Here is a 24,528-nt window from a genome sequence, read left to right on the forward strand (position 1 = left end):
TCTGCGGCAACGGGTGCGGGCGCCAGGGACGGGGTGTGGCGGGTCAGCCGCCGAGGCAGCCGGGGCCGAGCAGGGCCTTCAGGTCCCCCATCAGGGCCGAGGTGTGCGTGACCTTGAGCGAGTCGTCCAGCCGCAGGGCGGTCATCTTGCTGCCGTAGACCAGGGTCAGGTGCACCTCGGAGGTGCCGGGGTGGTGGGTCAGCACCTCCTTGAGCTTCGCGACGCGCTCGGGGGTGCACTGGTCGGTGCGCAGGCTGACCTTGATCGGCAGTCCGGCCTCACCGGTGGCGAGCTCGGGCACCGCGAGGTCGTTCGCGATCAGCGACACCCGGTCGTCACGCTTGTTGACCCGAGCCTTGACCAGCACGATCGCGTCCTCGGCCACGTCGACGCCGACCACCTGGTAGGCCCGCGGGAAGAACAGCACCTCGATGCCACCGGCGAGGTCCTCGATCTGCGCCGAGGCCCAGGGCTCGCCGTTCTTGTTCACCCGGCGGTTGACGTTGGCGAGGATGCCGCCGACGGTGACCTGCGCGCCCTCGGCGACCGAGCCCTCGACGATGTCGGCGATCGAGGTGTCGGACTTCGCGGCGAGCGCCTGCTCGAGACCCTGCAGCGGGTGCCCGGACACGTAGAGGCCGAGCATCTCCCGCTCGACGGCGAGCTTGTGCTTGGAGTCCCACTCCTCGTCGGGCACCTTCACGTCGAAGATGCCGCCGAGGCCGCCGTCGTCGCCGTCGCCGGGGCCGTCCAGGGACCCGAACAGGTCGAACTGGCCCATCGAGGCGGCCTTCTTGGTGCTCATCACCGCGTCGATGGCGTCGGCGTGCACCAGCAGCAGGCCCTTGCGGGAGTGCCCGAGCGAGTCGAACGCACCCGCCTTGATCAGCGACTCGACGACCTTCTTGTTGCAGACGACCGCGTCGACCTTGCGCAGGAAGTCGGAGAAGTCGACGAAGTTCCCCTTCTCCCGTCGCGCGGCGACGATCGCGTCGACGACGTTGTGCCCCACGTTGCGGATGCCGCCGAGGCCGAAGCGGATGTCGTCGCCGACCGGGGCGAAGTTGCGCACCGAGTCGTTGACGTCGGGCGGGAGGACCGTGATGCCCATCCGGCGGCACTCGGCCAGGTAGACGGCGGCCTTGTCCTTGTCGTCGCGCACCGAGGTGAGCACGCCGGCCATGTACTCGGCCGGGTAGTTCGCCTTGAGGTAGGCCGTCCAGTAGGACACCACGCCGTAGGCGGCGGAGTGGGCGCGGTTGAAGGCGTAGTCGGAGAACGGGAGCAGGATGTCCCAGAGCGTCTTGATCGCGGCGTCGGAGTAGCCGTTGTCCTTCATGCCCTGGGCGAAGCCGGCGTACTCCTTGTCCAGGATCTCCTTCTTCTTCTTGCCCATCGCGCGGCGGAGCAGGTCCGCCTGGCCGAGCGTGTAGCCCGCCAGCACCTGCGCGATGGACATGACCTGTTCCTGGTAGACGATCAGACCGAAGGTCTCACCCAGCACGTCCTTGAGCGGCTCGGCCAGCTCCGGGTGGATGGGCGTGATCTCCTGCCGGCCGTTCTTGCGGTCGGCGTAGTCGTTGTGCGCGTTCGCACCCATCGGGCCCGGGCGGTACAGCGCGCCGACCGCGGAGATGTGCTCGAACTCGCTGGGCGCCATGCGGCGCAGCAGGTCGCGCATCGGGCCGCCGTCGAGCTGGAACACACCCAGGGTGTCCCCGCGGGAGAGCAGCTCGTAGGTCTTGCGGTCGTCCAGCTCGACCTTGTCCAGGTCGACGGCGGGCTTGCCGTTGAGCTCGATGTTCTCCAGGGCGTCGTCGAGGATGGTGAGGTTGCGCAGCCCCAGGAAGTCCATCTTCAGCAGACCGATGGTCTCGCAGACACCCATGTCGAACTGGGTGATGATCGCGCCGTCGGACTCGCGGCGCTGGATCGGGATGACGTCGATCAGCGGCGTCGAGGACATGATCACGCCCGCGGCGTGCACACCCCACTGCCGCTTCAGCCCCTCCAGGCCCCGCGCGGTGTCGATGATCTCCTTGACCTGCGGGTCGGCCTCGTAGAGGGCGCGGACCTCGGTCGCCTCGGAGTAGCGCTTGTGCGACGGGTCGAAGATGCCCGACAGCGGGATGTCCTTGCCCATCACCGCGGGCGGCATCGCCTTGGAGATGCGGTCCGCGACGGAGTAGCCGGGCTGGCCGTAGAGCACCCGCGCCGAGTCCTTGATCGCGGCCTTCGCCTTGATCGTGGAGTAGGTGATGATCTGCGCGATCCGGTCCTCGCCGTACTTCTCGGTGACGTAGCGGATCATCTCGCCGCGGCGGCGCTCGTCGAAGTCCATGTCGATGTCGGGCATCGACACACGGTCCGGGTTGAGGAACCGCTCGAAGATCAGCTTGTGCCGGATCGGGTCGAGGTCGGTGATGCCGAGGACGTAGGCGACCAGCGAGCCCGCCGCCGAGCCACGGCCGGGGCCGCAGCGGATGCCGACCGACTTGGCGTGCTGGATGAGGTCCGCGGTCACCAGGAAGTAGCCGGGGTAGCCCATCTTGATGATGACGCCGACCTCGTAGTTGGCCTGCCGCCGGTACTTCTCGGTGACGCCGTCGGGGAACCGCATGTGCAGCCCCCGCTCGACCTCCTTGATCAGCCAGGACTCCTCGGTCTCCCCCTCGGGGACCGGCGCCTTGGGCTGGAGGTCCTGGCCGGTGGTGAAGTCGATGTTGCAGCGCTCGGCGACGACCAGCGTGTTGTCACAGGCCTCGGGGTGGATCGGGTCCCAGAGGGCGCGCATCTCGGCGGCGGACTTGAGGTAGAAGTCCTGCGCGTCGAACTTGAACCGGTTCGGGTCCGCGAGGGTCTTGCCGGTCTGGACGCACAGGAGCACCTCGTGCGCCTTGGTGTCGTCCGGATAGGTGTAGTGCAGGTCGTTGGTCGCGAGGCCGGGCAGGTCGAGCTTGTCCTTGAGCCGGAACAGGTCCTCCTGGACCCGCTTCTCGATCTCGATGCCGTGGTCCATCAGCTCCAGGAAGAAGTTGTCCTTCCCGAAGATGTCCCGGTAGTCGCTCGCGGCCTGGCAGGCGCCGTCGAAGTCGTGCTGCTGGAGCAGGCGGGCGACCTCGCCGGACGGGCAGCCGGTCGTCGCGATCAGGCCCTTGCCGTACTTCTCGAGCAGCTCGCGGTCCATACGCGGCTTGTAGTAGTACCCCTCGAGACTGGCCAGCGAGGAGAGCCGGAAGAGGTTGTGCATCCCCTCCGTGTTCTCCGCGAGCAGCGTCATGTGGGTGTACATGAGGTCGGGGTTGTTCTCGCTGCCGTTGCCCAGAGCGGTGCGCTTGCGCTCGTGGCGCGACCCGGGCGCGAGGTAGCCCTCCATGCCGATGATCGGCTTGACGTCGTGCGCCTTCGCCTTGCGCCAGAACTCGAAGGCGCCGTACACGTTGCCGTGGTCGGTCATCGCGATGGCCGGCATCTCGTGCTTGGCGGCCTCGGAGAACAGGTCGTCGAGCCGCGCGGCCCCGTCGAGCATCGAGAACTCGGTGTGCGTGTGCAGATGGACGAAGGAGCGATTCCCGGATCCGGCACTGCCCATGTGTGTCCCGCGCTCCTCTCCCGCGCCGCTGGGACGGCGCGGACCTGACGATGGTGCGCACGCCCGTCGGGGCGGACGTGCCCGACACCGGGCCGGCGGCACGGCCGGGCAGGGACGACGGCGCCGGGTGCGCGGACCTGGCGGGGCCCGCTCGCCGGAGCCGGTGGACCCTGCGGGTCCGGACCGACCGGATCGGTGAGGCCTCAGCGTAACGGTGGGGTCCGACGGTTCCCGCGACGGCGGGCGGGCACGATCGGGCCCCGCGTGTCGCTCCAGCTCACCCCCCGTCCACCCCGGACGACGGCGTGTCGCGGACCCCCGGCGGCGGGTTAGGGTCGGGCCACGATGCCCGCCACCCCCGAGCCGCCGCAGACGCCGACGACCCCGCCGCCGACACTGCCGCCGAGGCCGAGGACGGTCGTGTTCGACCTCGGTGAGGTGCTCGTCCCCTCCGCGGGGCTCGAACGCCGCCTGGCCGCGGCGCTCGGGGTGTCCGAGCCGGCGCTGCGCGAGGCGTACTGGCGCCACCGGGCCCGGCACGACCTGGGCGAGCCGCCGGACCGCTACTGGACCGCCGTCTGCACCGAGCTGGGCCTGGCGCCCGTGCGGGCCCGGCTCGATGCCGCCGAACGGGCCGACGTGACCTTCTGGTCGACGCTGCCGCCGTCGTCGTCGCTGCTGATCGCCGACCTCGCCCGGGCCCGGGTGCGCCTGGCGGTGCTGTCGAACGCGCCGCGCGGGCTCGCGGCCGCGGTGCGTGCGGCGGCCTGGAGCAGCCCGTTCGACCGGCTGCTGTTCTCCGCCGACGTCGGGGCCGCGAAGCCGTCGCAGGACATCTACCGGCGCGCCGACGTCGAGTTCGGGACCGCGCCGGAGCAGGTGGTGTTCTTCGACGACCGGGTCGACAACGTCCGCGCCGCCGTCGCGCACGGCTGGGACGCCCATCACTGGGAGGGCGCCGCCCGGGCCGTCCGAGTGCTGCGCGAGCGCGGCGTGCTCGGCTGACCGGCCCACCAGACCCCGCTCCGCAGGGGCGGCACTCTCCCGCCCGGCCGGCGGCACCCCCGGGAGCCGGCGCCATGATCACCACCGATGCAGCGATCGGTGCCGGATCCGGCACCGATCGGCTCGGTCACCGCGATCATGACCGGGCCGGTGGGCCGCGGCGGCGCCGGGCCACCGTCGTCACCTACGGCTCGCGGCGGTGGGTGGACCGGGAGGACTGCTCAGGGGACGGGGCCGTCGTCGGGCGGCGGGCTCGCGCTGGTGGTCTGCTCGGGCAGCAGCGGCGAGAGCGCCAGCTCCGGTGCGGTGGTCCCGGGCGGTGCGGCCTGCACGGCGCGCACCCCCTGGCGCGCGGCGAGCGCCTCGAGCCCGGCCCGGTCCGCGGTCACGACCAGCGCGACCACGCAGGCGCAGCCCGGGTCGCCGAGGGCGCGGCCCTCGGCGGCAGCCACCGCGGCCCGCCGGGCGAGCGCGGCGCGGGCCTCCGGGGTACCCGCTCCCCCGCCGTCGTGGACGGCCCGGTCGGCGTCGGCCCCGGCGGCGTACGCGGCCCGCTCGCGGGCGACGCCGAGCGCGCCGGCGGCGTCCCCCGTGCCGGTGACCGGCTCGAACCGCAGCGCGGTCTGCACCCGGTCGATCGGCACCCGGAACACCGCCGTCCCGACCGGGCCGACCCCGGCGGGTACGGCGGCCGCGGCGTCGACCGTCAGCGGCCGGGCGAACTGGACGAGCGCGGGCACGGCGGGGCCGGGCGGGGGCAGGGTCGCGGGCAGCCCGGCGAGGTAGCCGGCGACGTCCTGGCCGGGGTCGGGGCCCAGCCGCACCGACCCGGTCGCCGCCGGGGGCCCGGCCGGGGGTCCGGACCCGGCGGCCCAGACGGCACCGAGGAACACCACCGCCATCGCCGCGGCGATCCACCCCAGCGCCCGGGTACCGGTCACGCGTCAGTCCCGCAGGACGTCCAGCGCCGCGTCGAGGTCGGCCGGGTAGGGGCTGGTGAACTCGACGTGCCGGCCGTCGGCGGGATGGGCGAACCCGAGCGTGCGGGCGTGCAGCCACTGCCGGGACAGCCCCACCCGCTTGGCCAGCGTCGGGTCGGCGCCGTAGGTGATGTCGCCGACGCAGGGGTGGCGGAGCGCGGAGAAGTGCACCCGGATCTGGTGGGTGCGGCCGGTCTCCAGGTGCACGTCGAGCAGGCTGGCCGAGCGGAACGCCTCGATGGTGTCGTAGTGGGTGACGCTGGGCCTGCCGCTCTGCATCACCGCGAACCGGTAGTCGTGGCGCGGGTGCCGGTCGATCGGGGCGTCGATCGTGCCCGACGACGGGTCCGGGTGCCCCTGCACGACGGCGTGGTAGCGCTTGTCGACGGTGCGTTCCTTGAAGGCCCGCTTGAGCTCGGTGTAGGCGTGCTCGGAGGTGGCGACGACCATCACCCCGGTGGTGCCGACGTCGAGCCGGTGCACGATGCCCTGCCGCTCGGCGGCGCCGGAGGTGGACAGCCGGAACCCGAGCGCGGCGAGCCCGCCGGTGACGGTCGGCCCGGTCCAGCCCGGGGAGGGGTGCGCGGCGACCCCGACCGGCTTGTCGACGACGACGATGTCGTCGTCGGAGTGCAGCACCGTCAGGCCCGCGACGACCTCGGCCGGGCCCTCGATGACCGCGGGCGCGGGCGCGTCGGGCAGCTCGACCTCCAGCCAGGACCCACCCGGCAGCCGGTCGGACTTGCCGGCCTCACGACCGTCGACCGAGATCCGGCCGGACTCGGCCAGGGTGGCGACGACGGTCCGGGACAGCCCCAGCAGCCGGGACAGCCCGGCGTCGATCCGCATGCCGTCCAGCCCGTCGGGCACCGGCATGCTCCGTACCTCACCCACGGTCGCGACTCCCGTCGATCTCGATGCCCCGCACGGCCATCAGCACCAGCAGGATCCCGCCGCACACGATGCCGGTGTCGGCGAGGTTGAACACGGGGAAGACGCTCCCGTCCGGGGAGAAGAAGGCCAGCATGTCCACGACGTGCCCGCGCATCGGTCCGGGTGCGCGGAAGAACCGGTCGACCAGGTTGCCGAGCGCGCCGCCGAGGACCAGGCCGAGACCGATGGCCCAGCCGGTCGAGGCGAGCCGCCGCGCGATCCGGATGATCACGCCGACGACGACCACGGCGACGATCGTCAGCACCCAGGTGTAGCCGGTGGCCATGGACCAGGCGGCACCCGGGTTGCGCAGCAGCGTGAGGTAGAAGAACCCGTCGATCACGGTGACCGGCCGCTCCCCCTCCAGCGCGGCGACGGCGGCGATCTTGGTGACGAGGTCGAGCGCCAGCCACACCGCGGCGATGCCCGCCAGCAGCGCCACACCGCGCCGTCGTACGGCGGGGTCGATCGGCACGGTGGGGGGTGGGGGGTCGGCACTCACACCCGTGATTATGCGGGTCGCCCCCACACCGCCGACCGGCCGGTCAACCGGCCCGCCCGCCCGGCCGGCCCCCGCCCTCGTGCCAGCGGACCAGCTTGCCGCCGCGGTCGACGTCGCGGATCCGCTGCTCGGTGTCCTCCCGGTTGTCCCGGGTGCTGACGACGAGGAACTGGTCGCCCTCGCGCAGCCGGGTGTCGGTGCCCGGGGAGAACGCCTCGGCGTCGCGCACGACCAGGCTGACCGTGGCTCCGCGGGGCAGCCGCAGCTCGCGCAGGTAGACGCCGTGCAGCCGGGACCCGGGGGGCACCTTGACCTGCAGGAGCTCGGCGTCGACCTCGTCGAGCGGGGCGGCGTCGACCTCGACACCGCGGGTGTCGGTGCGCGAGACGACCCCGAGCAGGCGCGCCACCCAGGGCAGAGTGGTGCCCTGGACCAGGGTGAGCAGCACGACCAGCACGAACACGACGTCGACCAGCCGTTGGTTCTGCCCGCCGCCCTCGGTGACCGCGATGAGGGCGAGCACGATCGGCACGGCACCACGCAGCCCCGCCCAGGACAGGAACGCCTGCTCGCGCCAGGGCACCCGGAAGGGCAGGGCGGCGGCGGCCACCGACAGCGGCCGCGCGGCGAGCAGGACGACGGCGGCGCAGATCAGCGCGGGCACCACGGCGGCGGGCAGCCGCGCGGGCACCGCGTACAGGCCGAGCAGCACGAACAGCCCGATCTGGGCGATCCACCCGGTGCCCTCGGCGAAGGAGACGACGCCGCCGCGGTGCGGGAGCCGGGAGTTGCCCAGCACCAGCGCGGCGCAGTAGGTGGCGAGCAGCCCGGAGGCGTGCACCCCCTGCCCGGCGGCGAAGGCGAGCAGACAGGACGCGATCGCCGCGAGCGGGTACAGGCCGGTCGACGGCAGCGCGGCGCGGCGCAGTGCCCAGGCCGCGCCCAGCCCGAGCAGCACACCGATGACGGCGCCGGCGACGAGCTCGTAGACGATCAGCAGCGGCGTCGTCCAGCTGATGGCCTCGGTCCCGGCCAGGACGACGACGGCGATCACCACCGGCGCGTCGTTCATGCCGGACTCGAGCTCCAGGGTCCCGGCCAGGCGTTGCGGGACGGCGACGCCGCGCAGCACGGAGAACACCGCGGCGGCGTCGGTGGAGGACAGCACCGCGCCCCACAGCAGCGCGGTGCGCCACTCCAGGTCGAGCAGCAGGTGCAGCAACCCGCCCGTGACGGCGATCGACACCAGCACCGACAGCGTCGACAGCAGCAGCCCGAGCCCGAGCGCGGGCCGCACCGCCGACCAGCGGGTGGTGAGCCCGCCCTCGGTGAGGATCAGCACGAGCGCGGTGAGGCCGAGGGACTCGGTGAGGCCGGTGTCGTCGAACCGGATGCCGAGCACGGACTCGCCGAGCAGCACCCCGATGCCCAGGTAGAGCAGCAGCGACGGCAGGCCGAGCCGCACCGACACCCGCACCGCGAGCACGCCGAGCAGCAGCACCCCCGCGGAGATGCCGAGCAGCAGTTCCAGACTCACCGGGGCCCCCTGCTCAGGGCGACCAGGTCAGGGTGACGGCGTCGGTGCGTCGCGGCGGGAGGTCCACCAGTGCGGCGGCGACCTCCTCGACACGGTCGGTGGGCAGGCAGAGCCTGCGGGTGACCCAGGCGGCGTCGTGCGGCAGGCGCGCCGTGCGGGTCCAGGTCAGGACCTCCGGGTCGACGCCCTGCTGCTCGCGCAGCACCGCGACGGCGTCGTCATGGGTGGCCGACGGCGGCCGGACCACGTCGTGGAAGCGCTCCCACAGCGGGTCCAGCCATGCCAGCGGGTGCTCGGTCAGCATCTCGACCACGACACCGCCGATCCCGCCCCGGGTGCGGACGGCACCGGTCAGCGCGGCGAGGAACGGAGGAAGGTCGACGACGTTGTGCAGCACGTGGTGGCAGACGACGACGTCGTGCCGCCCGGCGTCCCCGGCCGCCTCGGGCCAGCTGCCGTGCACGGTGGCGTGCGGGAGACCCCGTGCGCGGGCGGCCGAGGCGAACACCGCGAGCATGTCGGCCTGCCGGTCGACGCCGACCACCCGCGCCACCGGCGACGGCTCCGGCCACGCCGCACCGAACGCGGCGTCCCCGCCGCCGCAGCCGACGTCGAGCACGCTCGCCCCGGCGCAGGTCCACGCGGCGGCGCGCTCGGCGATCGCCCGCGCGGCCCGGTGCGACGGCGTGTCGGCCGGTTGGGCGGGCGGAGCGAAGTCGGCGGGGTCGTGGGTCCACGGATCGGCGGGCGCCCGGCGGAGGACGTGGTCGGGGATCCCGCGGGCGGTCTGGCGTTCCCGCCACCGTTCCGCCGCGTCACCCATGGGGGTGAGGATAGGGCCCGGTGGGGCACGCGCCCCGGACCGGTGGTTCCGGAGATCCCGGCGACGCCCGGGTCGCCCGGGTTCCCGGCGCCGACCACCGCGTCCGTCCCGCGGGCACGCCCCGTCGGTGAGCGGTGGTCGGCGCCGGGCCGGTCAGGCGCGGGCGACCGCGGCCGACAGCGTGACCGACGCGCCGTCGGGACCGACGACCTGCCCGCTCGACGCGCCGTCCCCGGTGGGGGCGTAGGCGACCGAGGTCGCCAGCACCTCACCGGCGACGAACGCCTCGTGGGTCCGGACGGCGGCGAGCACCGCGTCGGGCCCGTCGAGGGTCAGCGCGATCCGGTCGGACACGTCGAGGCCGGCGTCGCGGCGGGCCTGCTGCACGACGCGTACGACGTCGCGGGCGGTGCCCTCCGCCGCCAGCTCCGGCGTCACCGTGGTGTCGAGGACGACGAGCCCCGCGTTCCCGGGCAGGGCCTGGGTGCGCTCCGGGTCGGCGGCGACGAGCTTCTCGGTGAACTCACCCGGCTGCAGTGTGATCCCCGCGGCCACCACGGCCTCCCCGTCCTGGGTCCAGTCCCCCGCCTTCACCGCGCGGATGCAGGTCTGGACGTCCTTGCCCAGGCGCGGGCCGGCGACCCGGGCGTTGACGGCGATCTCGAACCGGCCGTGGGTGGCGACGTCCTCGGTCAGCTCGACCGAGCGGACGTTGACCTCGTCGGCGAGCAGCCCGGTGAAGTCCTGCAGCGCCTTGGCGTCGGTCGCCGCGACGGTGAGCGCGGGCAGCGGCTGGCGCACCCGGACCTTCGCGGACTTGCGCAGCGACAGCGCCGCGCTCGCGACCTGCCGGATCCGGTCCATCCCCGCGACGAGGTCTGCGTCGTGCGGCAGCCCGGCGCCGGCCCGGCGGTGCGAGACCGACGGGTCGGACCCCCCGGGCCAGTCGGTCAGGTGCACCGACCGCCCCCCGGTGAGCCCACGCCAGATCGCCTCGGCGGTCAGCGGCAGCAGCGGCGCCGCGACCCGGCAGGTCACCTCCAGCACGGTGTGCAGGGTGTCGACGGCGTCGCGGCGCACGGCATCGTCGGAGGACCAGAACCGCTCACGGGACCGGCGGACGTACCAGTTGGTGAGGGTCTCGGCGTGGTCGCGGATCCGGTCGCAGGCCCCGGCGATGTCGTAGGCGTCCATGGCCGCGGTCACGCCGTCGACGAGGTCGGCGGTCTTGGCCAGCACGTACCGGTCGAGGACGTGGGGTGAGTCGGTGCGGAACATGCCGCGCTCGTCGCCGGCGTAGAGCGACAGGAAGTACCAGGTGTTCCACAGCGGCAGGATCGCCTGGCGGACGCCCTCGCGGATCCCCTGCTCGGTGACGACGAGGTTGCCCCCGCGCAGGACCGGGCTCGACATGAGGAACCACCGCATGGCGTCGCTGCCGTCGCGGTCGAACACCTCGTTGACGTCGGGGTAGTTCTTGCGCGACTTGGACATCTTCGCGCCGTCGTCGCCCAGGACGATGCCGTGCGCGACGCAGTTGCGGAACGCGGGCCGGTCGAACAGGGCGGTGGCCAGCACGTGCAGCGTGTAGAACCAGCCACGGGTCTGGCCGTTGTACTCGACGATGAAGTCGCCCGGGTAGTGGTCCTCGAACCAGTCGCGGTTCTCGAACGGGTAGTGGACCTGCGCGAACGGCATCGAGCCGGACTCGAACCAGCAGTCGAGGACCTCCGGCACCCGGCGCATGGTCGAGTTGCCGGTGGGGTCGTCGGGGTTGGGCCGGGTCAGCTGGTCGACATACGGCCGGTGCAGGTCGGTCGGGCGCACGCCGAAGTCGCGCTCGATCTCGTCGAGCGAACCGTAGACGTCGGTGCGCGGGTAGCGCGGGTCGTCGGACTGCCACACCGGGATCGGGCTGCCCCAGTAGCGGTTGCGGGAGATGCCCCAGTCGCGGGCACCCTCCAGCCACTTGCCGAACTGCCCGTCGCGCACGTGCGCCGGGGTCCAGTCGATCTGCTGGTTGAGCTCGACCATGCGGTCCCGGAACTGCGTGACGCGCACGAACCAGGAGTCGACGGCGCGCTGGATGAGCGCGTTGCCGCAGCGCCAGCAGTGCGGGTAGGGGTGGTCGTAGGTCTCGTGGCGCAGCAGGACGCCCTGGGCGTGTGCGTTGCCGTCCTTGAGGTCGCGGATGACCTGCGGGTTCGCGTCGAAGACCTGCATGCCGGCGTAGAGGGGGACCTCGGTGGTGAACTCGCCGCGGGAGTCGACCGGGTTGACGACCTCGATGCCGGCCGCGTCGGTGACCTCCTTGTCCTCCTCACCGAAGGCGGGGGCGATGTGGACCAGCCCGGTGCCGTCGTCGGTGGTGACGTAGTCGGCGGCCAGCACCCGGTGGGCGTTCTCGCGGCCGGTGAAGAAGTCGAACGGCGGGGTGTAGCTCGCACCGAGCAGGTCGGAGCCCTTCACCCGTGCCACGACCGGCGGCTCCTCCCCCAGCTCGCGGGCGTACGCGGCGACCCGGGCCTCCGCGAGCAGCCAGCGCTCGGAGTTCGCCTCCACCACCACGTAGTCGACGTCGGGGTGCACGGCCATCGCGAGGTTGGACGGCAGGGTCCACGGGGTGGTCGTCCAGACCAGGGCGAGGACGCCGTCGGTCTCCGGACGGCCCGGCGTCGACAGGCGCAGCCCGACGGTGACGGCCGGATCCTGCCGGTCGGTGTAGACGTCGTCCATCTTGGTCTCGGTGGCGCTCAGCGGCGTCTCGCAACGCCAGCAGTACCAGAGCACCCGGAAGCCGGAGTAGACCAGACCCTTGTCCCACAACGACTTGAAGGCCCACATGACGGACTCCATGTAGTCCAGGTCGAGGGTCTTGTAGTCGTTGTCGAAGTCGACCCAGCGGGCCTGGCGGGTCACGTAGTCGCGCCACTCGCCGGTGTAGCGCAGCACGGAGGTGCGGCACGCCTCGTTGAACGCGGCGACGCCCATCTCGTCGATCTCGGACTTGTGCTTGATGCCGAGCTGGTTCTCGGTCTCGACCTCGGCGGGAAGACCGTGGGTGTCCCACCCGAAACGGCGCTCGACCCGGTGGCCGCGCAGGGTGCGGTACCGCGGGACGACGTCCTTGACGTAGCCGGTCAGCAGGTGGCCGTAGTGGGGCAGGCCATTGGCGAAGGGCGGGCCGTCGTAGAAGACGTACTCGTCCGCACCGTTCTCGCCGGCGGGCCGCTGGTCGACCGAGGCGCGGAACGTCTCGTCGGTGTCCCACGACGCGAGCACGTCCTGCTCGAGCGTCGGGAACGACGGGTGCGCCGGGACGTCGGGATAGCCGCTCACGTGTGTCGCTCCTCGTGCGTGCTCTCGCTTCGCACGGGGACGACGACGGCTCTGGCGAGCCGGGCCGCGGTACCACCCCGTTTGCCCGTGCACGGGTGCACGAGCCTCTCGTTCGACGGCGATGACGGGCCGCACCCGTCCGGTTCTACTCCGGCCGGTGGATCACGTGGCCGTTTCTTCCGGAGGCTCCCCGGTGATGGCCGGATCGGTGCCTGTGGAACCAGGGTAGCGCGGATGCGCACCCCGTTATTCCGCGGGGCGCGCCCCGCCGCTGGTCAGCGGGCCTGGGCGGGGTGCCGCTCGCCGAGGGTCCGGTTCGGCGCGCACCAGCCGCACGGGGTGAATCCGAGCTCGACGGCCTCGCTGACGGGCAGCGGGATCACCGGGCGTCCGGTGAGGGCCCGGCAGGTCTGCACGTGGTAGCGGGGGTGCTCGTCGATCACGAGCACCTCGTCGGGCAGGCGCGCGGCGAGTGCGGCGAGGGTCGGCTCGTGCTGCTCCTCCGGGGAGTCGCCGTCCGCGCCGGTGGACCCGTCGGTCCCGCCCACCTCGGCCGGACCGCCGCCGGTGTCCGTGCCGGCTCCGGCGGGTGTGCCCGCGGGAGCCCCGCCGCGGGGGTCGTCGCCAGGCGCGCCGGATCCCGCGGCCGCGGCGCCCGCGGGCACGGCGGGGTCGGGAAGGCCCGCACCGGACGGGGTGTTCGCACCGGCCGGTCCGCCGGAGGCACGGTCGGTGCCCGGACCACCGGGGGTGCCCGCGGCGCGGGCCTCCGTGGTGGCGTCGGCCGTACCGGAGGTGCTTGTCGCGGTGGTCGCGTCCGCCGCTCCCGGGGCACGGGTCGCGGTGGTCGCGTCGGACGGGCCGTCCGTGGTGCCCGGGCGGTCGGGGCCGGCCGCGGCCGGGCCGTTGTCGCTCGGACCGGTGCCGCCCGGGCCGGTACCCGAGCCGAAGCCCGGGTCGTGGGCGCCGTCGCGGGCACCGGAGCGTGCCGCCGGGTCGGCACCCGACGTGGTGTCGCGTCCGGCGGCGGTGCCGGCGGTGCCGGCGGCGACCGCGCCTGCGGCTGCCGCCGTCACGGCCGACGTCGTGCCGGCGCCGCCGGATCCGGTCGGACGCGAGTCGGTCGCCCACGCTGCCTCGGCGGGCGGTTCCGCGGTACCGGGATCGGCGGGGCCGGACCGCGCCGGGTCGCCGCCACGACCCGCACCGTCCTCCCCGTCCGCTCCCACCGACGCGTCCGCGCCCGCCGGGGCACCCGCGTGCGAGCCCACCCCGCTCGGGTCGACCGCGTCCTCGGCCCCCGAATCCGTCACTGTGTGTGACGAAAGTCCACCCGATCGAGATGCGCCGGACGGTCCCTCCGCAGAGCCGGACGGCCGGACCGCCGGCATCTGGATGGTCTCGTCGGTCGCATTGTGGGCCGCCTCGGGCGCACCCGAGGCCGCGCCACCGTCCGGCCGGACGACCGGCAGGACCTGCGTCGCGGGCTCCATGTCGGCGCCGTGGCCCACCTCCGTCGACGCCCGGTCGGCCTGGTCCGGCACCGCGGCGGCACCGGTGCCACGACCGGAGGCATCGGCCTCCGCCCGGTCACCGGCCTTCACCGCGGCACGGGTCTGCCACCAGTCGTAGGCGAGCACCAGGGCAGCGATCAGACTGATGACCACCGATGTCCACGCCAGTGCCACCACGTGCAGGAACCATCCTGCGACCAGCAGCACCAGCGCGATGACCACGAGGATCAGGACCAGTACCAGCATCGGCGAACTCCGTCGGTCGGCAGCGGCACCTGTCCGCTACCCGGTCGTCGTCGGTCGTCCCCGGCGCCTGGGCGGCGCCGTGGGGCGGTCAGCTCCCGGTGTCGGCCCGCTGGCCGTACCCGGAGGCGGCGTAGCCGCCGTTCGAGCCCGACCTGGTGGCACCGGTGCCGTCCGACGGGGCAGCGGAACCGCGACCCTCCAGGTCACGCAGCTGCGACTCCAGGTAGGTCTTCAGGCGGGTGCGGTACTCCCGCTCGAAGGTCCGGAGCTCGTCGATCTTCTTCTCCAGAACGGACTTGTCGCGCTGGATGGCGCCCATGATCTCGTTCTGCTTGCGTTCGGCCTCGCTGACCAGGCCGGACGCCTTCTCGCGCGACTGGCGCTCAAGCGTCTCGGCCCGTGTGCGGGCGTCGTTGAGCATGGTCTCGGCGCGCGACCGCGCGTCGTTGACCAGGCCGTCGGCCTTCGTCCGGGCGTCCGACAGGAGCTGCTCGGACTTGTTCCGGGCGTCCGACAGCATCGTGTCGGCCTCGTTCTTGGCCTCCGCGGTCAGGCGGTCCGCCATCTCCTGGGCGAGGCCCAGGACCTTGGCGGCCTGCACGTGGTGGTCGCCGCCGTCGGCATCGGCGGGTCCGGCACCCGCCAGCTGCGGAGCGGGAGCACCCGCACCACGGCCCATCGGCGACGGCGAGGCGGCCATGACCTGGGTCTGCGCCGGAGCCGGCTGGCTCCGTGCCTCCTCCAGGTCGGCCTCGGCATCGCCGAGGCGCTGCTCCAGCTGCGCGACCTGGTCGCGCAGGTCGTCGTTCTCCCCGATCAGCCGGGCCAGTTCGGCCTCGACCAGATCGAGGAAGGCGTCGACCTCGTCCTCGTTGTAACCCCGCTTCCCGATCGGGGGTTTGCTGAACGCGACGTTATGAACGTCGGCGGGCGTCAGCGGCATCGGATCACCTCATGCGGTCCTCGGCGGCACTCCCGGGTGACTGGGGCTCATCCCAGGAGCTGTGATCTGACGGCGCTCATCGAGATGAACACCACCAGCAACAGAACCATAATCGACAGGTCCAGTCCTACGCCTCCGATACGGACCACGGGGATCACTCTCCGCAGCAACTTGACCGGAGGGTCGGTCACGGTGAAGACGACCTCGAGCGCCACGGCGGGCACTCCGGCGGGTCGCCACTGGCGCGCGAACGACCGGACCATCTCGACGACGATCCGGGCCGCGAGCAGCAGCCAGAAGAAGAACAGGATGTAGTAGATCAACGTCAGGATCGGGACGGCCACGACTCAATCCTGTCGGAAAGCTCCGCGCTCGGCGAGCCTCCGTGCGTCGTCCGCGGACACCTCGACGTCGGCCGGAGTGAGCAGGAACACGCGGTCGGTGACCTTGTCGATGCTGCCGCGCAGGGCGAAAGCGAGGCCCGCGGCGAAGTCCACCAGGCGTTTCGCGGCCGCGCCGTCCAGATCCGTGAGGTTCATGATGACGGGCACACCGTCGCGGTAGCGCTCGCCGATGGTGCGGGCCTCGTTGTAGCTGCGGGGGTGCAGCGTCGTGATCGACGCCGGTCCCGCGGCGGCCCGGTCGCGCTGCTCCGGCACCGGCGCGGGGGCGACGACGGGCTCGCTCCGCTCCTCGCGTGCCGGGCCCCGGAGGCTCTCCGGGTCCATCGCCAGCGCCCCGCGGACGGCCGCTCCGGCACCCCCTCCGAGGGGTGTCGGGAGGCTCCCGCGCTCCGGGACCAGCCCGAGCGTCTCCCGCTCGCCGCGTGGACCCTGCCGCACGGCGCGCGCCGGGCGGAGGGTCTCCCGCGCCGGGCGGGCTCCCCATCCGTCCTCGTAGCGCACCGCGGGCTCGTAGCGGTCGTCATCGTAGGACGCCTGGTCGGCGAACCGACCGGCCCCGGCGGACCAACGGTCACCGCGCGGGCCGGCGTGGTGCTCGTGGCCGCCCCGGTAGTGATCCGGTTCGTCCACATAGTCCATTTCGTCGGCCGGGACCATGCCGAAGTACGCCTTCAGCCGGTACATCGCGCTCATCCGCTGTCCCCTCGCAGTACTGCTCGACTCCGTACGCGTCCCAACCGCACGCGCACCCCGCGTTCTGGCGACGGTCTCGCCGGCGGCGCGGTGTCCGCCTCGTGCTCAGTACCCACACCCACCAGCGATTACTCGGAGGCTATCCGCCGATCCCCCACAAGGGCCGTACCGACACGCACCACCGTCGATCCGTGACCGATCGCCGACTCCAGGTCCCCGCTCATTCCGGCCGACAGAACCGTGGCCCCGGGGTGCCGTCCGACGGTCTCCCGGTGCGCCTGCGCGATCCGCTCGAACGCCGCGTCGGGCTCCCAGCCCAGCGGCGCGACGGCCATCAGCCCGGCCAGTTCCAGCCCCGGCAGCTCCGTGACCAGGTCCGTCAGCTCGACGAGCCCGTCCGGGGCGACGCCGCCGCGGTCGGGGTCGCCGTCGACGCTGTACTGCACGAGCACCGGAAGCGGGCCGCCGCGCGCCCCGGCGTCACGGGCCCTCGCTACCTCCTTGTCGATGGCGCGGGCCAGCCGGGGCGAGTCGACGGAGTCGATCCGTGTCACCCACGGGAGCACCGTCCGTACCTTGTTCCGCTGCAGCCCGCCGACGAAGAACCAGTCCGGGGCGGCGTCCGGGCGCAGGGCCCCGACCTCGTCCACCTTGGACGCGGCCTCCTGCGCGCGGTTCTCGGCGAAGGCGTCCAGCCCGAGGTCCAGCAGCGCGGCCACGTCGACGGCCGGGATCGTCTTGGTGACGGCGAGCAGCCCGACCTCGGAGGGGTCGCGGCCGGCGGCACGACAGGCCGCGGCCACCCGCTCGCGGACGGCGGCCAGTCGGTCGGTCAGTTCACCGACACGGTCGGCGGTGGGGGTGCGCAGAGCGGACACGGGATCGGACACGGCGCCCATGGTTCCCGCCCGCGGGAGCGCCCGCGAGCCCCGCGTGGTGAGAATCGCCGGGGCGGGTGCCGGTCAGCGCGGGTCGAGCCAGGTGACCGCGGCCTGGCGACCGCAGCGGCCGTCGCGGCGGTGGCTGAACAGGTCCGGGTCCTCGACGGTGCAGCGCGGGTCGGTCGCGACCTTCGTGACCCCGAGGTCGGCGAGGCGGCGGACGAGACCGGCCCGCAGGTCCAGCCCGGCCGTGCCGGTGCGGGTGGTGGAGGCGCTGCCCGGCAGGACGGCGTCGACCTCGGCACGCATGGCCGGGGGCACCTCGTAGCAGCGGCCGCAGACCGACGGCCCGAGCAGGACCTCCAGCCGTCCGGGCTCCGCGCCCAGCGCGGTCATCTCGGTCACGACGGCGTCGACGACGCCCGCGGCCGCGCCGACGCGGCCCGCGTGGGCGGCCCCGACGACGCCGGCGACCGGGTCGCCGAGCAGCACCGGCACACAGTCGGCGGCGAGCACGGCGACACCGAGCAGCGGCACGTCGGTGACCACGGCGTCGACGTCGGCGATGTCCGGGGCGACGCCGCCCGTGCCGGGGCGGGCCCGCGGGGGCTCGCGCAGCACCGCGACGTCGCGGCCGTGGACCTGGTTCAGGAAGACCAGGCCGGACAGCGCGAGCTCACGTACGACCCGGGCCCGGTTCCCGGCCACCGCGGCCGGGTCGTCCCCGACCCCCGCCGACAGGTTGAACGAGGTGAACGGGCCCTCGGACCGGCCACCGGCCCGGGTGGTGGTGACCCGGCGGATCCGCGCGCGGCGGGTGCCGCCCGCGCGGGCCGCCGTGGCCGGGGTCGGGGTCGGGGTCGGGGAGTCCGGCACGCGGGTCAGCGCCGCATGAACGGCGGGACGTCCACCTCGTCCTCGACCGGCTCGGCCGGACGCGTCGCGGAGCTCCCGCCGACCGGGCCGTGCTGGGCCGGGGCCGACGTCGAGGAGGCCGGCGCGGACATCGGGCCGCTCGGGACGGACGCGCCGTCGCCGCCGTGCTGCTGGGTGTCGCCCTGGCGCGGGGCCGGGGCGGTGGGCCGCTCGGGCGGCAGCACGCCGGTGCGCTCGGGTGCCGGCGTGGTGGCGGGCAGGTGCGGCGCCGACGGGGTGGTCGCGGTCGTCGCGGCCCAGCGGGACTGGCCCTGCGGCTGCTGACCCTGCTGCTGGGTCTGGTGCTGCTGCTGGGGCTGGTGCTGCTGGGTCTGCTCGGGCTGCTGCGGGGTCGCGGGCGACGCGGCCTGCTGGGCGGACCCGGCGGGCTTCTGGCTGCCGCGGGCGAACACGGCGGGCTCGAGCTTCTTGTGGGTCGGTGTGCCGCCCTCGAAGCCGGCCGCTATCACGGTGACCCGCACCTCGTCGCCGAGCGAGTCGTCGATCACGGTGCCGAAGATGATGTTCGCCTCGGGGTGCGCGGCCTCCTGGACCAGCGACGCCGCCTCGTGGATCTCGAACAGGCCGAGGTCCGAGCCGCCCGCGATCGACAGCAGCACACCCTGGGCGCCGTCCATCGAGGCCTCGAGCAGCGGCGAGTTGATCGCCTTCTCGGCGGCCTGCACCGCGCGGCCCTCGCCGCGTGCGGACCCTATTCCCATCAGCGCCGACCCGGCACCGGACATGACCGACTTGACGTCGGCGAAGTCCAGGTTGATCAGGCCGGGAGTGGTGATCAGGTTGGTGATGCCCTGCACACCGGAGAGGAGCACCTCGTCGGCGGAGCGGAAGGCGTCCATCAGCGAGACGCCGACGTCGCCGAGCTGCAGCAGCCGGTCGTTCGGGATGACGATGAGGGTGTCGCACTCGTTGCGGAGCGCCTGGATGCCCTCCTCGGCCTGGCCGGCGCGACGGCGCCCCTCGAAGGTGAACGGGCGGGTGACGACGCCGATGGTCAGAGCACCCAGCTTGCGGGCGATCGACGCGACGACGGGCGCACCGCCGGTGCCGGTGCCGCCGCCTTCACCCGCGGTGACGAAGACCATGTCGGCCCCCTTGAGGACCTCCTCGATCTCCTCGGCGTGGTCCTCGGCGGCCTTGCCCCCGACCTCGGGGTTGGCGCCGGCACCGAGGCCGCGCGTCAGCTCACGGCCGATGTCGAGCTTCACGTCGGCGTCGGACATGAGGAGGGCCTGGGCGTCGGTGTTCACCGCGATGAACTCGACGCCCTTGAGGCCGACCTCGATCATCCGGTTGACGGCGTTGACGCCGCCGCCACCGATGCCGACCACCTTGATCACTGCCAGGTAGTTGTGCGGGGGCGTCATGCGCGGCACCTTCCAGTCGCTCGGGGTCCGGGGTTCGGGTGGGTCAAGCTCCGGGTGCCCCGGGCCTTCGAACGCGCACGCTAAGTGGAGTGCGGTGCCCGGGTCCAGCAGGCGCGCCGCGCAACGACAACACCCCGCTCGGGTGGTTCGGCTTCTCCCCCGATGGAAACGCGCAGGGTCGTCATCCGGTCACCCGCTGCAGCGGGCGGGTGCTCAGCGTTGCCGGACGGTGACCAGGGACGGGCTGGAGACGTCGTAGACGGCACCCGGGCGCTGCAGCACCGGCCCGAGGACCCGGGCCCGAGCGGCGGTCTGCCCGGTGTCCGACCAGGGGCCCCACAGGACGCGCCGGTCCTCGGTGAGCCCCAGCTCGAAGGTGGAACCGCCCCCGCCGAGCGACAGTGTCTGCACCTGGTCGCGGACCGGGACCGGCAGCGCCTGCAGGACACCGACCGCGGCGAGGGTGGCGGGGTCGTCCGGGGCGATGCGCGGCAGCTGCAGCCGGGGCAGCCGCACGTCCGGCGGGGCGTCGCGGTAGACGAACCCGGTGACGTCGACGAGCTTCGGTCCGTCCGGTGTGTCGAGCACCGCGGCCGGCGTGCGTTCGGTCACGACCACCACCAGGGTGTCCGGCCAGGACCGGTCGACCTCCACCGCGGCGACGCCCGGGATGGCCGACACCCGGGCGGCGACGCCGTCGGTGTCCACCGCCGCGAGCGGGACCCCGGTCTGGTCCCCGGCGGCGTCCTCGACGTCGCGGACGGGGATCTGGCGGGTGCCGTCGACCCGCACGGTGGCCACCGGTGGGCCGTACTGCCCCAGCGCCCACCAGCCGGCCGCGGACATCCCCAGGAGCACGACGGCGGCGGTGGCCAGCAGGGCGACGAGGCGGCGACGCCGGTAGCGGGGGTCGCGGCTGCGCGACCGTTCGGCCGCACGGGCCGCCGTGCGGTCCCGGACGGCGGCGGCCGCGCCGCGTCCGCTCCCCCGGCCCGCCGTCCCGGTCCGGTCGGTGCCGGCCGCCCGGTCGTCGGCCACCCGGTCGTCGGCCACCCCGTCGTCTGTCACCCCGGCGGCGGTGTCGGCGGTGTCGGCGGGGGTCCCGGCGCCGCGGCGTTCGGCGGCACGGCGCTCGCGGATGCGGCGGGCACGCTCGGCGGCGCGCCGTTCCCGGTCCGGGTCACGGCGGCCCGACGAGCGGGCACCGTCCCGGGCCCGGTCGTCACCGGTGTCCTGCTCGTCGCTGCTCATCGTGCCCCCGCTGTGCCGCCGATCTGCCGCCGGTCTGCCGCCGCTCTCCCACTGCCGTGGCGCTGATGTGGCGCTGCTGTGCCCCGCGCTCACCCCTCGCCGGCGAGCTCCCGCAGGATCTCCGGCCCGAGCGCGGTGACGTCGCCGGCGCCCATGGTGATCACGACGTCGCCGTCGGTCGCGAGCGCGGCGATCGCCGCGGGTGCCCGCTCCCACGAGGGGGCACGGTGCACCCGCTCGGCCGGCAACGTCACCGCGTCGGTGATGAGCGCCGGACCGACGCCGGGTTCGGGATCCTCCCGGGCACCGTAGACGTCGAGCACCATCACCTCGTCCGCCAGCGACAGCGACGCGCCGAACTCGGCGGCGAACAGCCGGGTGCGGGAGTACAGGTGCGGCTGGAACACGACCAGGACGCGGCCGCGCCGCCCGTTCCGGACCGGTGCGGCCTCGCGGGCGGCGCGCAGGGTGGCGGCGACCTCGGTGGGGTGGTGGGCGTAGTCGTCGTAGACCGACACGCCGCGGGCGCGGCCCTTGAACTCGAACCGGCGCTGCACCCCACCGAACCCGGCGAGCCCCTCCAGCAGCACGGCGGGGTCGGCCCCGACGGCGCGGCCGGCGAGGAAGGCACCGAGCGCGTTGAGGACCATGTGCTCACCCGGGACGCCGAGGGTGAGCTCGTGCTCGGCGTCGCCGGTGCGGAACCGGGCGCGGCAGCCGGTGCCGTCCGGGGTGAACTCGAGCAGCCGGGCGTCGTGCCGGCCGGTCGCGGTGCGGCCGTAGCGCAGCACGGTGACGCCGGACTGCTCCGCCCGCACGGCCACGGCCTCCGACCCGGGGTCGTCGGCGCAGGCGACCAGGGTGGCGCCGGGGACGAGCCGCTCCAGGAACCGCTCGAACACGGCCCGGTAGGCGGCCTCGTCGCCGTGGTGGTCGAGGTGGTCGGGCTCGACGTTGGTGACGATCGCGACCGACGGGGCGAACGCGGTGAACGAGCCGTCGCTCTCGTCGGCCTCGACGACGAACACGTCACCGCTGCCGTGGTGCGCGCCCGACCCGGACACCGACAGGTCGCCGCCGATCGCGAACGACGGGTCGGCCCCGGCGTGCTGCAGGGCGACGGTGACCATCGACGTCGTCGAGGTCTTGCCGTGCGTCCCGGCGACGGCGACCAGCCGCCGTCCCTCCGTCAGCGCGGCCAGTGCGACCGCCCGGTGGACCACGTCGTAGCCGCGCTCGCGGGCGGCGGCCAGCTCCGGGTTGGTCTCCCGGATGGCGGTGGAGACGACCACGGTCGGCGGGGCCTCGCCGTCGTGCCTCAGGTGGGCTGCGTCGTGCCCGGTCTCGACGCGGGCACCGAGCGCACGCAGCGCGGTGACCGTGCGCGAGTCCCGCGCGTCGGACCCGGAGACCGTGGCCCCGCGGGCGAGCAGGATCCGCGCGATCCCGCTCATCCCGGCGCCGCCGATCCCGATGAGGTGGACGTGGTCGGAGAGCACGCTCACCGGCCCGCCACCTCGAGGACGATGCGGGCGATCTTCTCGTCGGCCTCGCCGTGCCCGGCCGCGCGGGCGCGGCGGCCCATGGCCAGGGCCAGGTCGGGATCGGTGAGCATCGGCATCAGTTCGTCGATCGCACGGTCGCCGTTCATGTCCTCGTCCTGCACGAGCTTGCCGCCCCCGGCCTCGACGACCGGACGGGCGTTGAGCGCCTGCTCGCCGTTGCCGTGCGGCAGCGGTACGTACACCGCGGGCAGCCCGACCGCGGTCAGCTCGGCGACGGTGGTCATGCCCGAGCGGCCGAGGACGACGTCCGCGGCGGCGTAGGCGAGGTCCATCCGCTCGATGTAGGGCACCGGCACGTAGCCGGGCCGCGGGTCGGCGGGAGTGCCGCCCTTCCCGTACGCGTGCAGCACCGAGATGCCCCGCTCGGTGAACGCCGGCAGCGAAGCGGCGACCGCCTCGTTGAGCGTCCGGGAGCCCTGGGAGCCGCCGAAGACCAGCAGCACCGGGCCGTGCGGCGGCAGGTTGAAGTACGTCCGGGCCTCCGGCCGCAGCGACGCCCGGTCCAGGGTGGTGATCGAGCGGCGCAGCGGCATCCCGACCACCTCCTCGTTCGCGAGGCCGGTGCCGGGCACCGCGACGCAGACGGCGGAGGCGAACCGCGCGCCGACCTTGTTCGCGAGCCCGGCGCGGGCGTTGGCCTCGTGCACGACGATCGGCACCCGGCCGCGGGCGCCCAGGTAGGCGGGAAGCGAGACGAACCCGCCGAACCCGACGACGACGTCGGCCTCGGCCGCCTCCAGCACCTCCCGGACCCGCTTCACCGCACCGCGGACGTTGCCGGGGAGCTTGAGCAGGTCGGCGGTGGGCTTGCGGGGCAGCGGCACCGGCGGGATCAGCTCGAGCGGGTAGCCGCGGGCCGGGATCAGCTGGGTGTCGAGGCCCTTCTCGGTGCCGAGCGCGGTGATCCGGGCCCCCGGGACGAGCCGACGGATCGCGTCGGCGACGGCCAGCGCGGGCTCGATGTGCCCGGCCGAGCCACCCCCGGCGACGACGACCGACAGGCCGCCCGACACCGGGCCCGGTGCCTGCTCCCCCGCGGGACGCGTCGTGGCGGGGCTGCCGGTGCGGATCGCGTCGGGGGCCGTGGGTCCGGGCACACCGGGTCCCTGCACACCCTCGCCCTGCGGGCTCTGCTGTGGGCCGGTCGGCTGTGGGCCGGTCGGCCGCGGACCGGGTCCCTGGGGGCCGGGTCCCTGGAAGCCCTGGGGCTGCGGGGCGCCGGGATCCTGGGGGTTCTGCGGGGCACCCGGGCCCTGCTGACCGGGCGCGCCGGGGCCCGGCCGACCGGGCGCGCCGGGGCCGTGCTGACCGGGGGCACCCGGTCCACCGGGGCCGTACTGGCCGGGGGCGCCGGGGCCTGCCGGGCCGAACCCGCCCGGGCGGAACGGGCCGGTCCCCGCGGGACCCGGTCGTCCGGGGCCTGCGAACCCGGGCGCCGGACGGCCGAGGCCCTGCTGTCCCGGGGCCGGGCCGGAGCCCTGCTGTCCCGGGGCGGCCGTGCCGGGGCCCTGCCTGCCGGGGGCGTGGGGGTGGTGCGGACCGGTGCCGGTCAGGGCGTTCGGGCCGGTCGGGCCGGGACGCCCGAACTGCTGCGGGCCGGGTCCGCCGGGGACCGGGCCGGGCCCCTGCGGACCGGCGGGACGGCCCGGCGCGTACGGGCCGGGGGCGAACCGGCCGTGCGGCGGGACCGGACCGCGGGGGCCGGTCGCCGACAGCGCGCCCGGCTCGGGCCCGCTCTGCGGACCGGTGGCGGTGACGCCGGCGTGCTCGCGCTCGTCGGGCCGGCCCGGGCGCTGCTGCGGAGCCGACGGGGGCCGGGCCTGCTGCCGCCCGGTGCCCGACGGCCCGTCCGCCGAGGCGGCCGGGAGTCCTGCGGTGTCACCGGCGGGCTGCGCGACGGTCGGCGGGGCGTCGGGGGGCGCCTGCTCGCCCCGGGCGTCGGCGACGGGCCGCTGCGGGCCGGTCCCGGCGTCGGGTCCGGACGCGTCGGCCGTGTCCGGGCCGGTGCCGTTCGGCA

At 74.3% G+C, this 24,528-nt stretch carries 18 protein-coding genes; 1 reads left to right on the forward strand and 17 read right to left on the reverse strand.

The window, feature by feature from the left end; translation table 11 throughout:
- Window positions 1-43 precede the first annotated feature (43 nt).
- Complete coding sequence (gene dnaE / locus FVA95_RS02405) at window positions 44-3,592, reverse strand: DNA polymerase III subunit alpha (RefSeq protein ID WP_149662736.1); 3,549 nt, start codon at window positions 3,590-3,592, stop codon at window positions 44-46.
- Between the two features lie 345 nt (window positions 3,593-3,937).
- Here dnaE and FVA95_RS02410 point away from each other — a divergent pair, with 345 nt between their 5' ends.
- Entirely contained in the window at window positions 3,938-4,597 is a 660-nt protein-coding gene (locus FVA95_RS02410; RefSeq protein WP_149662737.1) for an HAD-IA family hydrolase, read from the forward strand.
- Between the two features lie 221 nt (window positions 4,598-4,818).
- On the opposite strand, the gene FVA95_RS02415 is transcribed toward FVA95_RS02410, so the two are convergent.
- The 16 genes from FVA95_RS02415 to FVA95_RS32575 all read right to left on the reverse strand — a co-directional run bounded on the left by FVA95_RS02415 (window position 4,819) and on the right by FVA95_RS32575 (window position 23,581).
- Window positions 4,819-5,538 (reverse strand): hypothetical protein, encoded by a 720-nt coding sequence (locus FVA95_RS02415; RefSeq protein ID WP_149662738.1) that lies wholly within the window; start codon window positions 5,536-5,538, stop codon window positions 4,819-4,821.
- A gap of 3 nt (window positions 5,539-5,541) precedes the next feature.
- Window positions 5,542-6,453, reverse strand: coding sequence for an RluA family pseudouridine synthase (locus FVA95_RS02420; protein WP_149662739.1), 912 nt, complete (start codon window positions 6,451-6,453; stop codon window positions 5,542-5,544).
- Window positions 6,454-6,463: 10 nt separating this feature from the next.
- Entirely contained in the window at window positions 6,464-7,012 is a 549-nt protein-coding gene (gene lspA / locus FVA95_RS02425) for a signal peptidase II (protein ID WP_075305639.1), read from the reverse strand.
- A gap of 43 nt (window positions 7,013-7,055) precedes the next feature.
- Window positions 7,056-8,549 carry a potassium/proton antiporter gene (locus FVA95_RS02430; protein WP_149662740.1) on the reverse strand — a complete coding sequence of 498 codons (1,494 nt, stop codon included), beginning with the start codon at window positions 8,547-8,549 and terminating at the stop codon, window positions 7,056-7,058.
- A 13-nt stretch (window positions 8,550-8,562) separates the two neighbouring features.
- A complete protein-coding gene (locus FVA95_RS02435) occupies window positions 8,563-9,372 on the reverse strand; it encodes a bifunctional 2-polyprenyl-6-hydroxyphenol methylase/3-demethylubiquinol 3-O-methyltransferase UbiG (protein WP_149662741.1) in 810 nt (269 codons plus the stop codon).
- Window positions 9,373-9,525: 153 nt separating this feature from the next.
- Complete coding sequence (gene ileS / locus FVA95_RS02440; RefSeq protein ID WP_149662742.1) at window positions 9,526-12,711, reverse strand: isoleucine--tRNA ligase; 3,186 nt, start codon at window positions 12,709-12,711, stop codon at window positions 9,526-9,528.
- A gap of 275 nt (window positions 12,712-12,986) precedes the next feature.
- The gene (locus tag FVA95_RS02445; protein ID WP_149662743.1) at window positions 12,987-14,471 is read right to left on the reverse strand and encodes a hypothetical protein; all 1,485 of its coding nucleotides are present in this window, start codon (window positions 14,469-14,471) and stop codon (window positions 12,987-12,989) included.
- Between the two features lie 88 nt (window positions 14,472-14,559).
- On the reverse strand, window positions 14,560-15,414 hold the full coding sequence (locus FVA95_RS02450; protein ID WP_020624184.1) for a DivIVA domain-containing protein: 855 nt from the start codon (window positions 15,412-15,414) through the stop codon (window positions 14,560-14,562).
- Between the two features lie 47 nt (window positions 15,415-15,461).
- Window positions 15,462-15,758 (reverse strand): YggT family protein, encoded by a 297-nt coding sequence (locus FVA95_RS02455; RefSeq protein WP_193564278.1) that lies wholly within the window; start codon window positions 15,756-15,758, stop codon window positions 15,462-15,464.
- 3 nt (window positions 15,759-15,761) lie between these two features.
- A complete protein-coding gene (locus tag FVA95_RS02460) occupies window positions 15,762-16,511 on the reverse strand; it encodes a cell division protein SepF (RefSeq protein WP_149662744.1) in 750 nt (249 codons plus the stop codon).
- Between the two features lie 128 nt (window positions 16,512-16,639).
- Window positions 16,640-17,410 (reverse strand): YggS family pyridoxal phosphate-dependent enzyme, encoded by a 771-nt coding sequence (locus FVA95_RS02465; protein ID WP_149662745.1) that lies wholly within the window; start codon window positions 17,408-17,410, stop codon window positions 16,640-16,642.
- A 63-nt stretch (window positions 17,411-17,473) separates the two neighbouring features.
- Entirely contained in the window at window positions 17,474-18,196 is a 723-nt protein-coding gene (gene pgeF, locus FVA95_RS02470) for a peptidoglycan editing factor PgeF (protein ID WP_149662782.1), read from the reverse strand.
- 77 nt (window positions 18,197-18,273) lie between these two features.
- Window positions 18,274-19,695 (reverse strand): cell division protein FtsZ, encoded by a 1,422-nt coding sequence (gene ftsZ / locus FVA95_RS02475; RefSeq protein WP_149662746.1) that lies wholly within the window; start codon window positions 19,693-19,695, stop codon window positions 18,274-18,276.
- Window positions 19,696-19,908: 213 nt separating this feature from the next.
- The gene (locus tag FVA95_RS02480; RefSeq protein ID WP_149662747.1) at window positions 19,909-20,946 is read right to left on the reverse strand and encodes a cell division protein FtsQ/DivIB; all 1,038 of its coding nucleotides are present in this window, start codon (window positions 20,944-20,946) and stop codon (window positions 19,909-19,911) included.
- A gap of 89 nt (window positions 20,947-21,035) precedes the next feature.
- Window positions 21,036-22,451 (reverse strand): UDP-N-acetylmuramate--L-alanine ligase, encoded by a 1,416-nt coding sequence (murC, locus tag FVA95_RS02485; RefSeq protein WP_149662748.1) that lies wholly within the window; start codon window positions 22,449-22,451, stop codon window positions 21,036-21,038.
- Complete coding sequence (locus FVA95_RS32575) at window positions 22,448-23,581, reverse strand: UDP-N-acetylglucosamine--N-acetylmuramyl-(pentapeptide) pyrophosphoryl-undecaprenol N-acetylglucosamine transferase (protein ID WP_193564280.1); 1,134 nt, start codon at window positions 23,579-23,581, stop codon at window positions 22,448-22,450. Before FVA95_RS32575 ends, murC begins: the two co-directional genes overlap by 4 nt.
- Between the last annotated feature and the right edge of the window lie 947 nt (window positions 23,582-24,528).

The organism is Pseudonocardia sp. EV170527-09, from assembly GCF_008369905.1.
GTDB lineage: Bacteria > Actinomycetota > Actinomycetes > Mycobacteriales > Pseudonocardiaceae > Pseudonocardia.

Coding starts and splice junctions, on each gene's coding strand:
- FVA95_RS02435 (WP_149662741.1), bottom strand. CDS start 9,372: ATGGGTGACGCGGCGGAACGGTGGCGGGAACGCCAGACCGCCCGCGGG.
- ftsZ (WP_149662746.1), bottom strand. CDS start 19,695: ATGACGCCCCCGCACAACTACCTGGCAGTGATCAAGGTGGTCGGCATC.
- FVA95_RS02450 (WP_020624184.1), bottom strand. CDS start 15,414: ATGCCGCTGACGCCCGCCGACGTTCATAACGTCGCGTTCAGCAAACCC.
- FVA95_RS02465 (WP_149662745.1), bottom strand. CDS start 17,410: ATGGGCGCCGTGTCCGATCCCGTGTCCGCTCTGCGCACCCCCACCGCC.
- FVA95_RS02480 (WP_149662747.1), bottom strand. CDS start 20,946: ATGAGCAGCGACGAGCAGGACACCGGTGACGACCGGGCCCGGGACGGT.
- FVA95_RS02410 (WP_149662737.1), top strand. CDS start 3,938: ATGCCCGCCACCCCCGAGCCGCCGCAGACGCCGACGACCCCGCCGCCG.
- FVA95_RS02460 (WP_149662744.1), bottom strand. CDS start 16,511: ATGAGCGCGATGTACCGGCTGAAGGCGTACTTCGGCATGGTCCCGGCC.
- FVA95_RS02445 (WP_149662743.1), bottom strand. CDS start 14,471: ATGCTGGTACTGGTCCTGATCCTCGTGGTCATCGCGCTGGTGCTGCTG.
- dnaE (WP_149662736.1), bottom strand. CDS start 3,592: ATGGGCAGTGCCGGATCCGGGAATCGCTCCTTCGTCCATCTGCACACG.
- FVA95_RS02420 (WP_149662739.1), bottom strand. CDS start 6,453: ATGCCGGTGCCCGACGGGCTGGACGGCATGCGGATCGACGCCGGGCTG.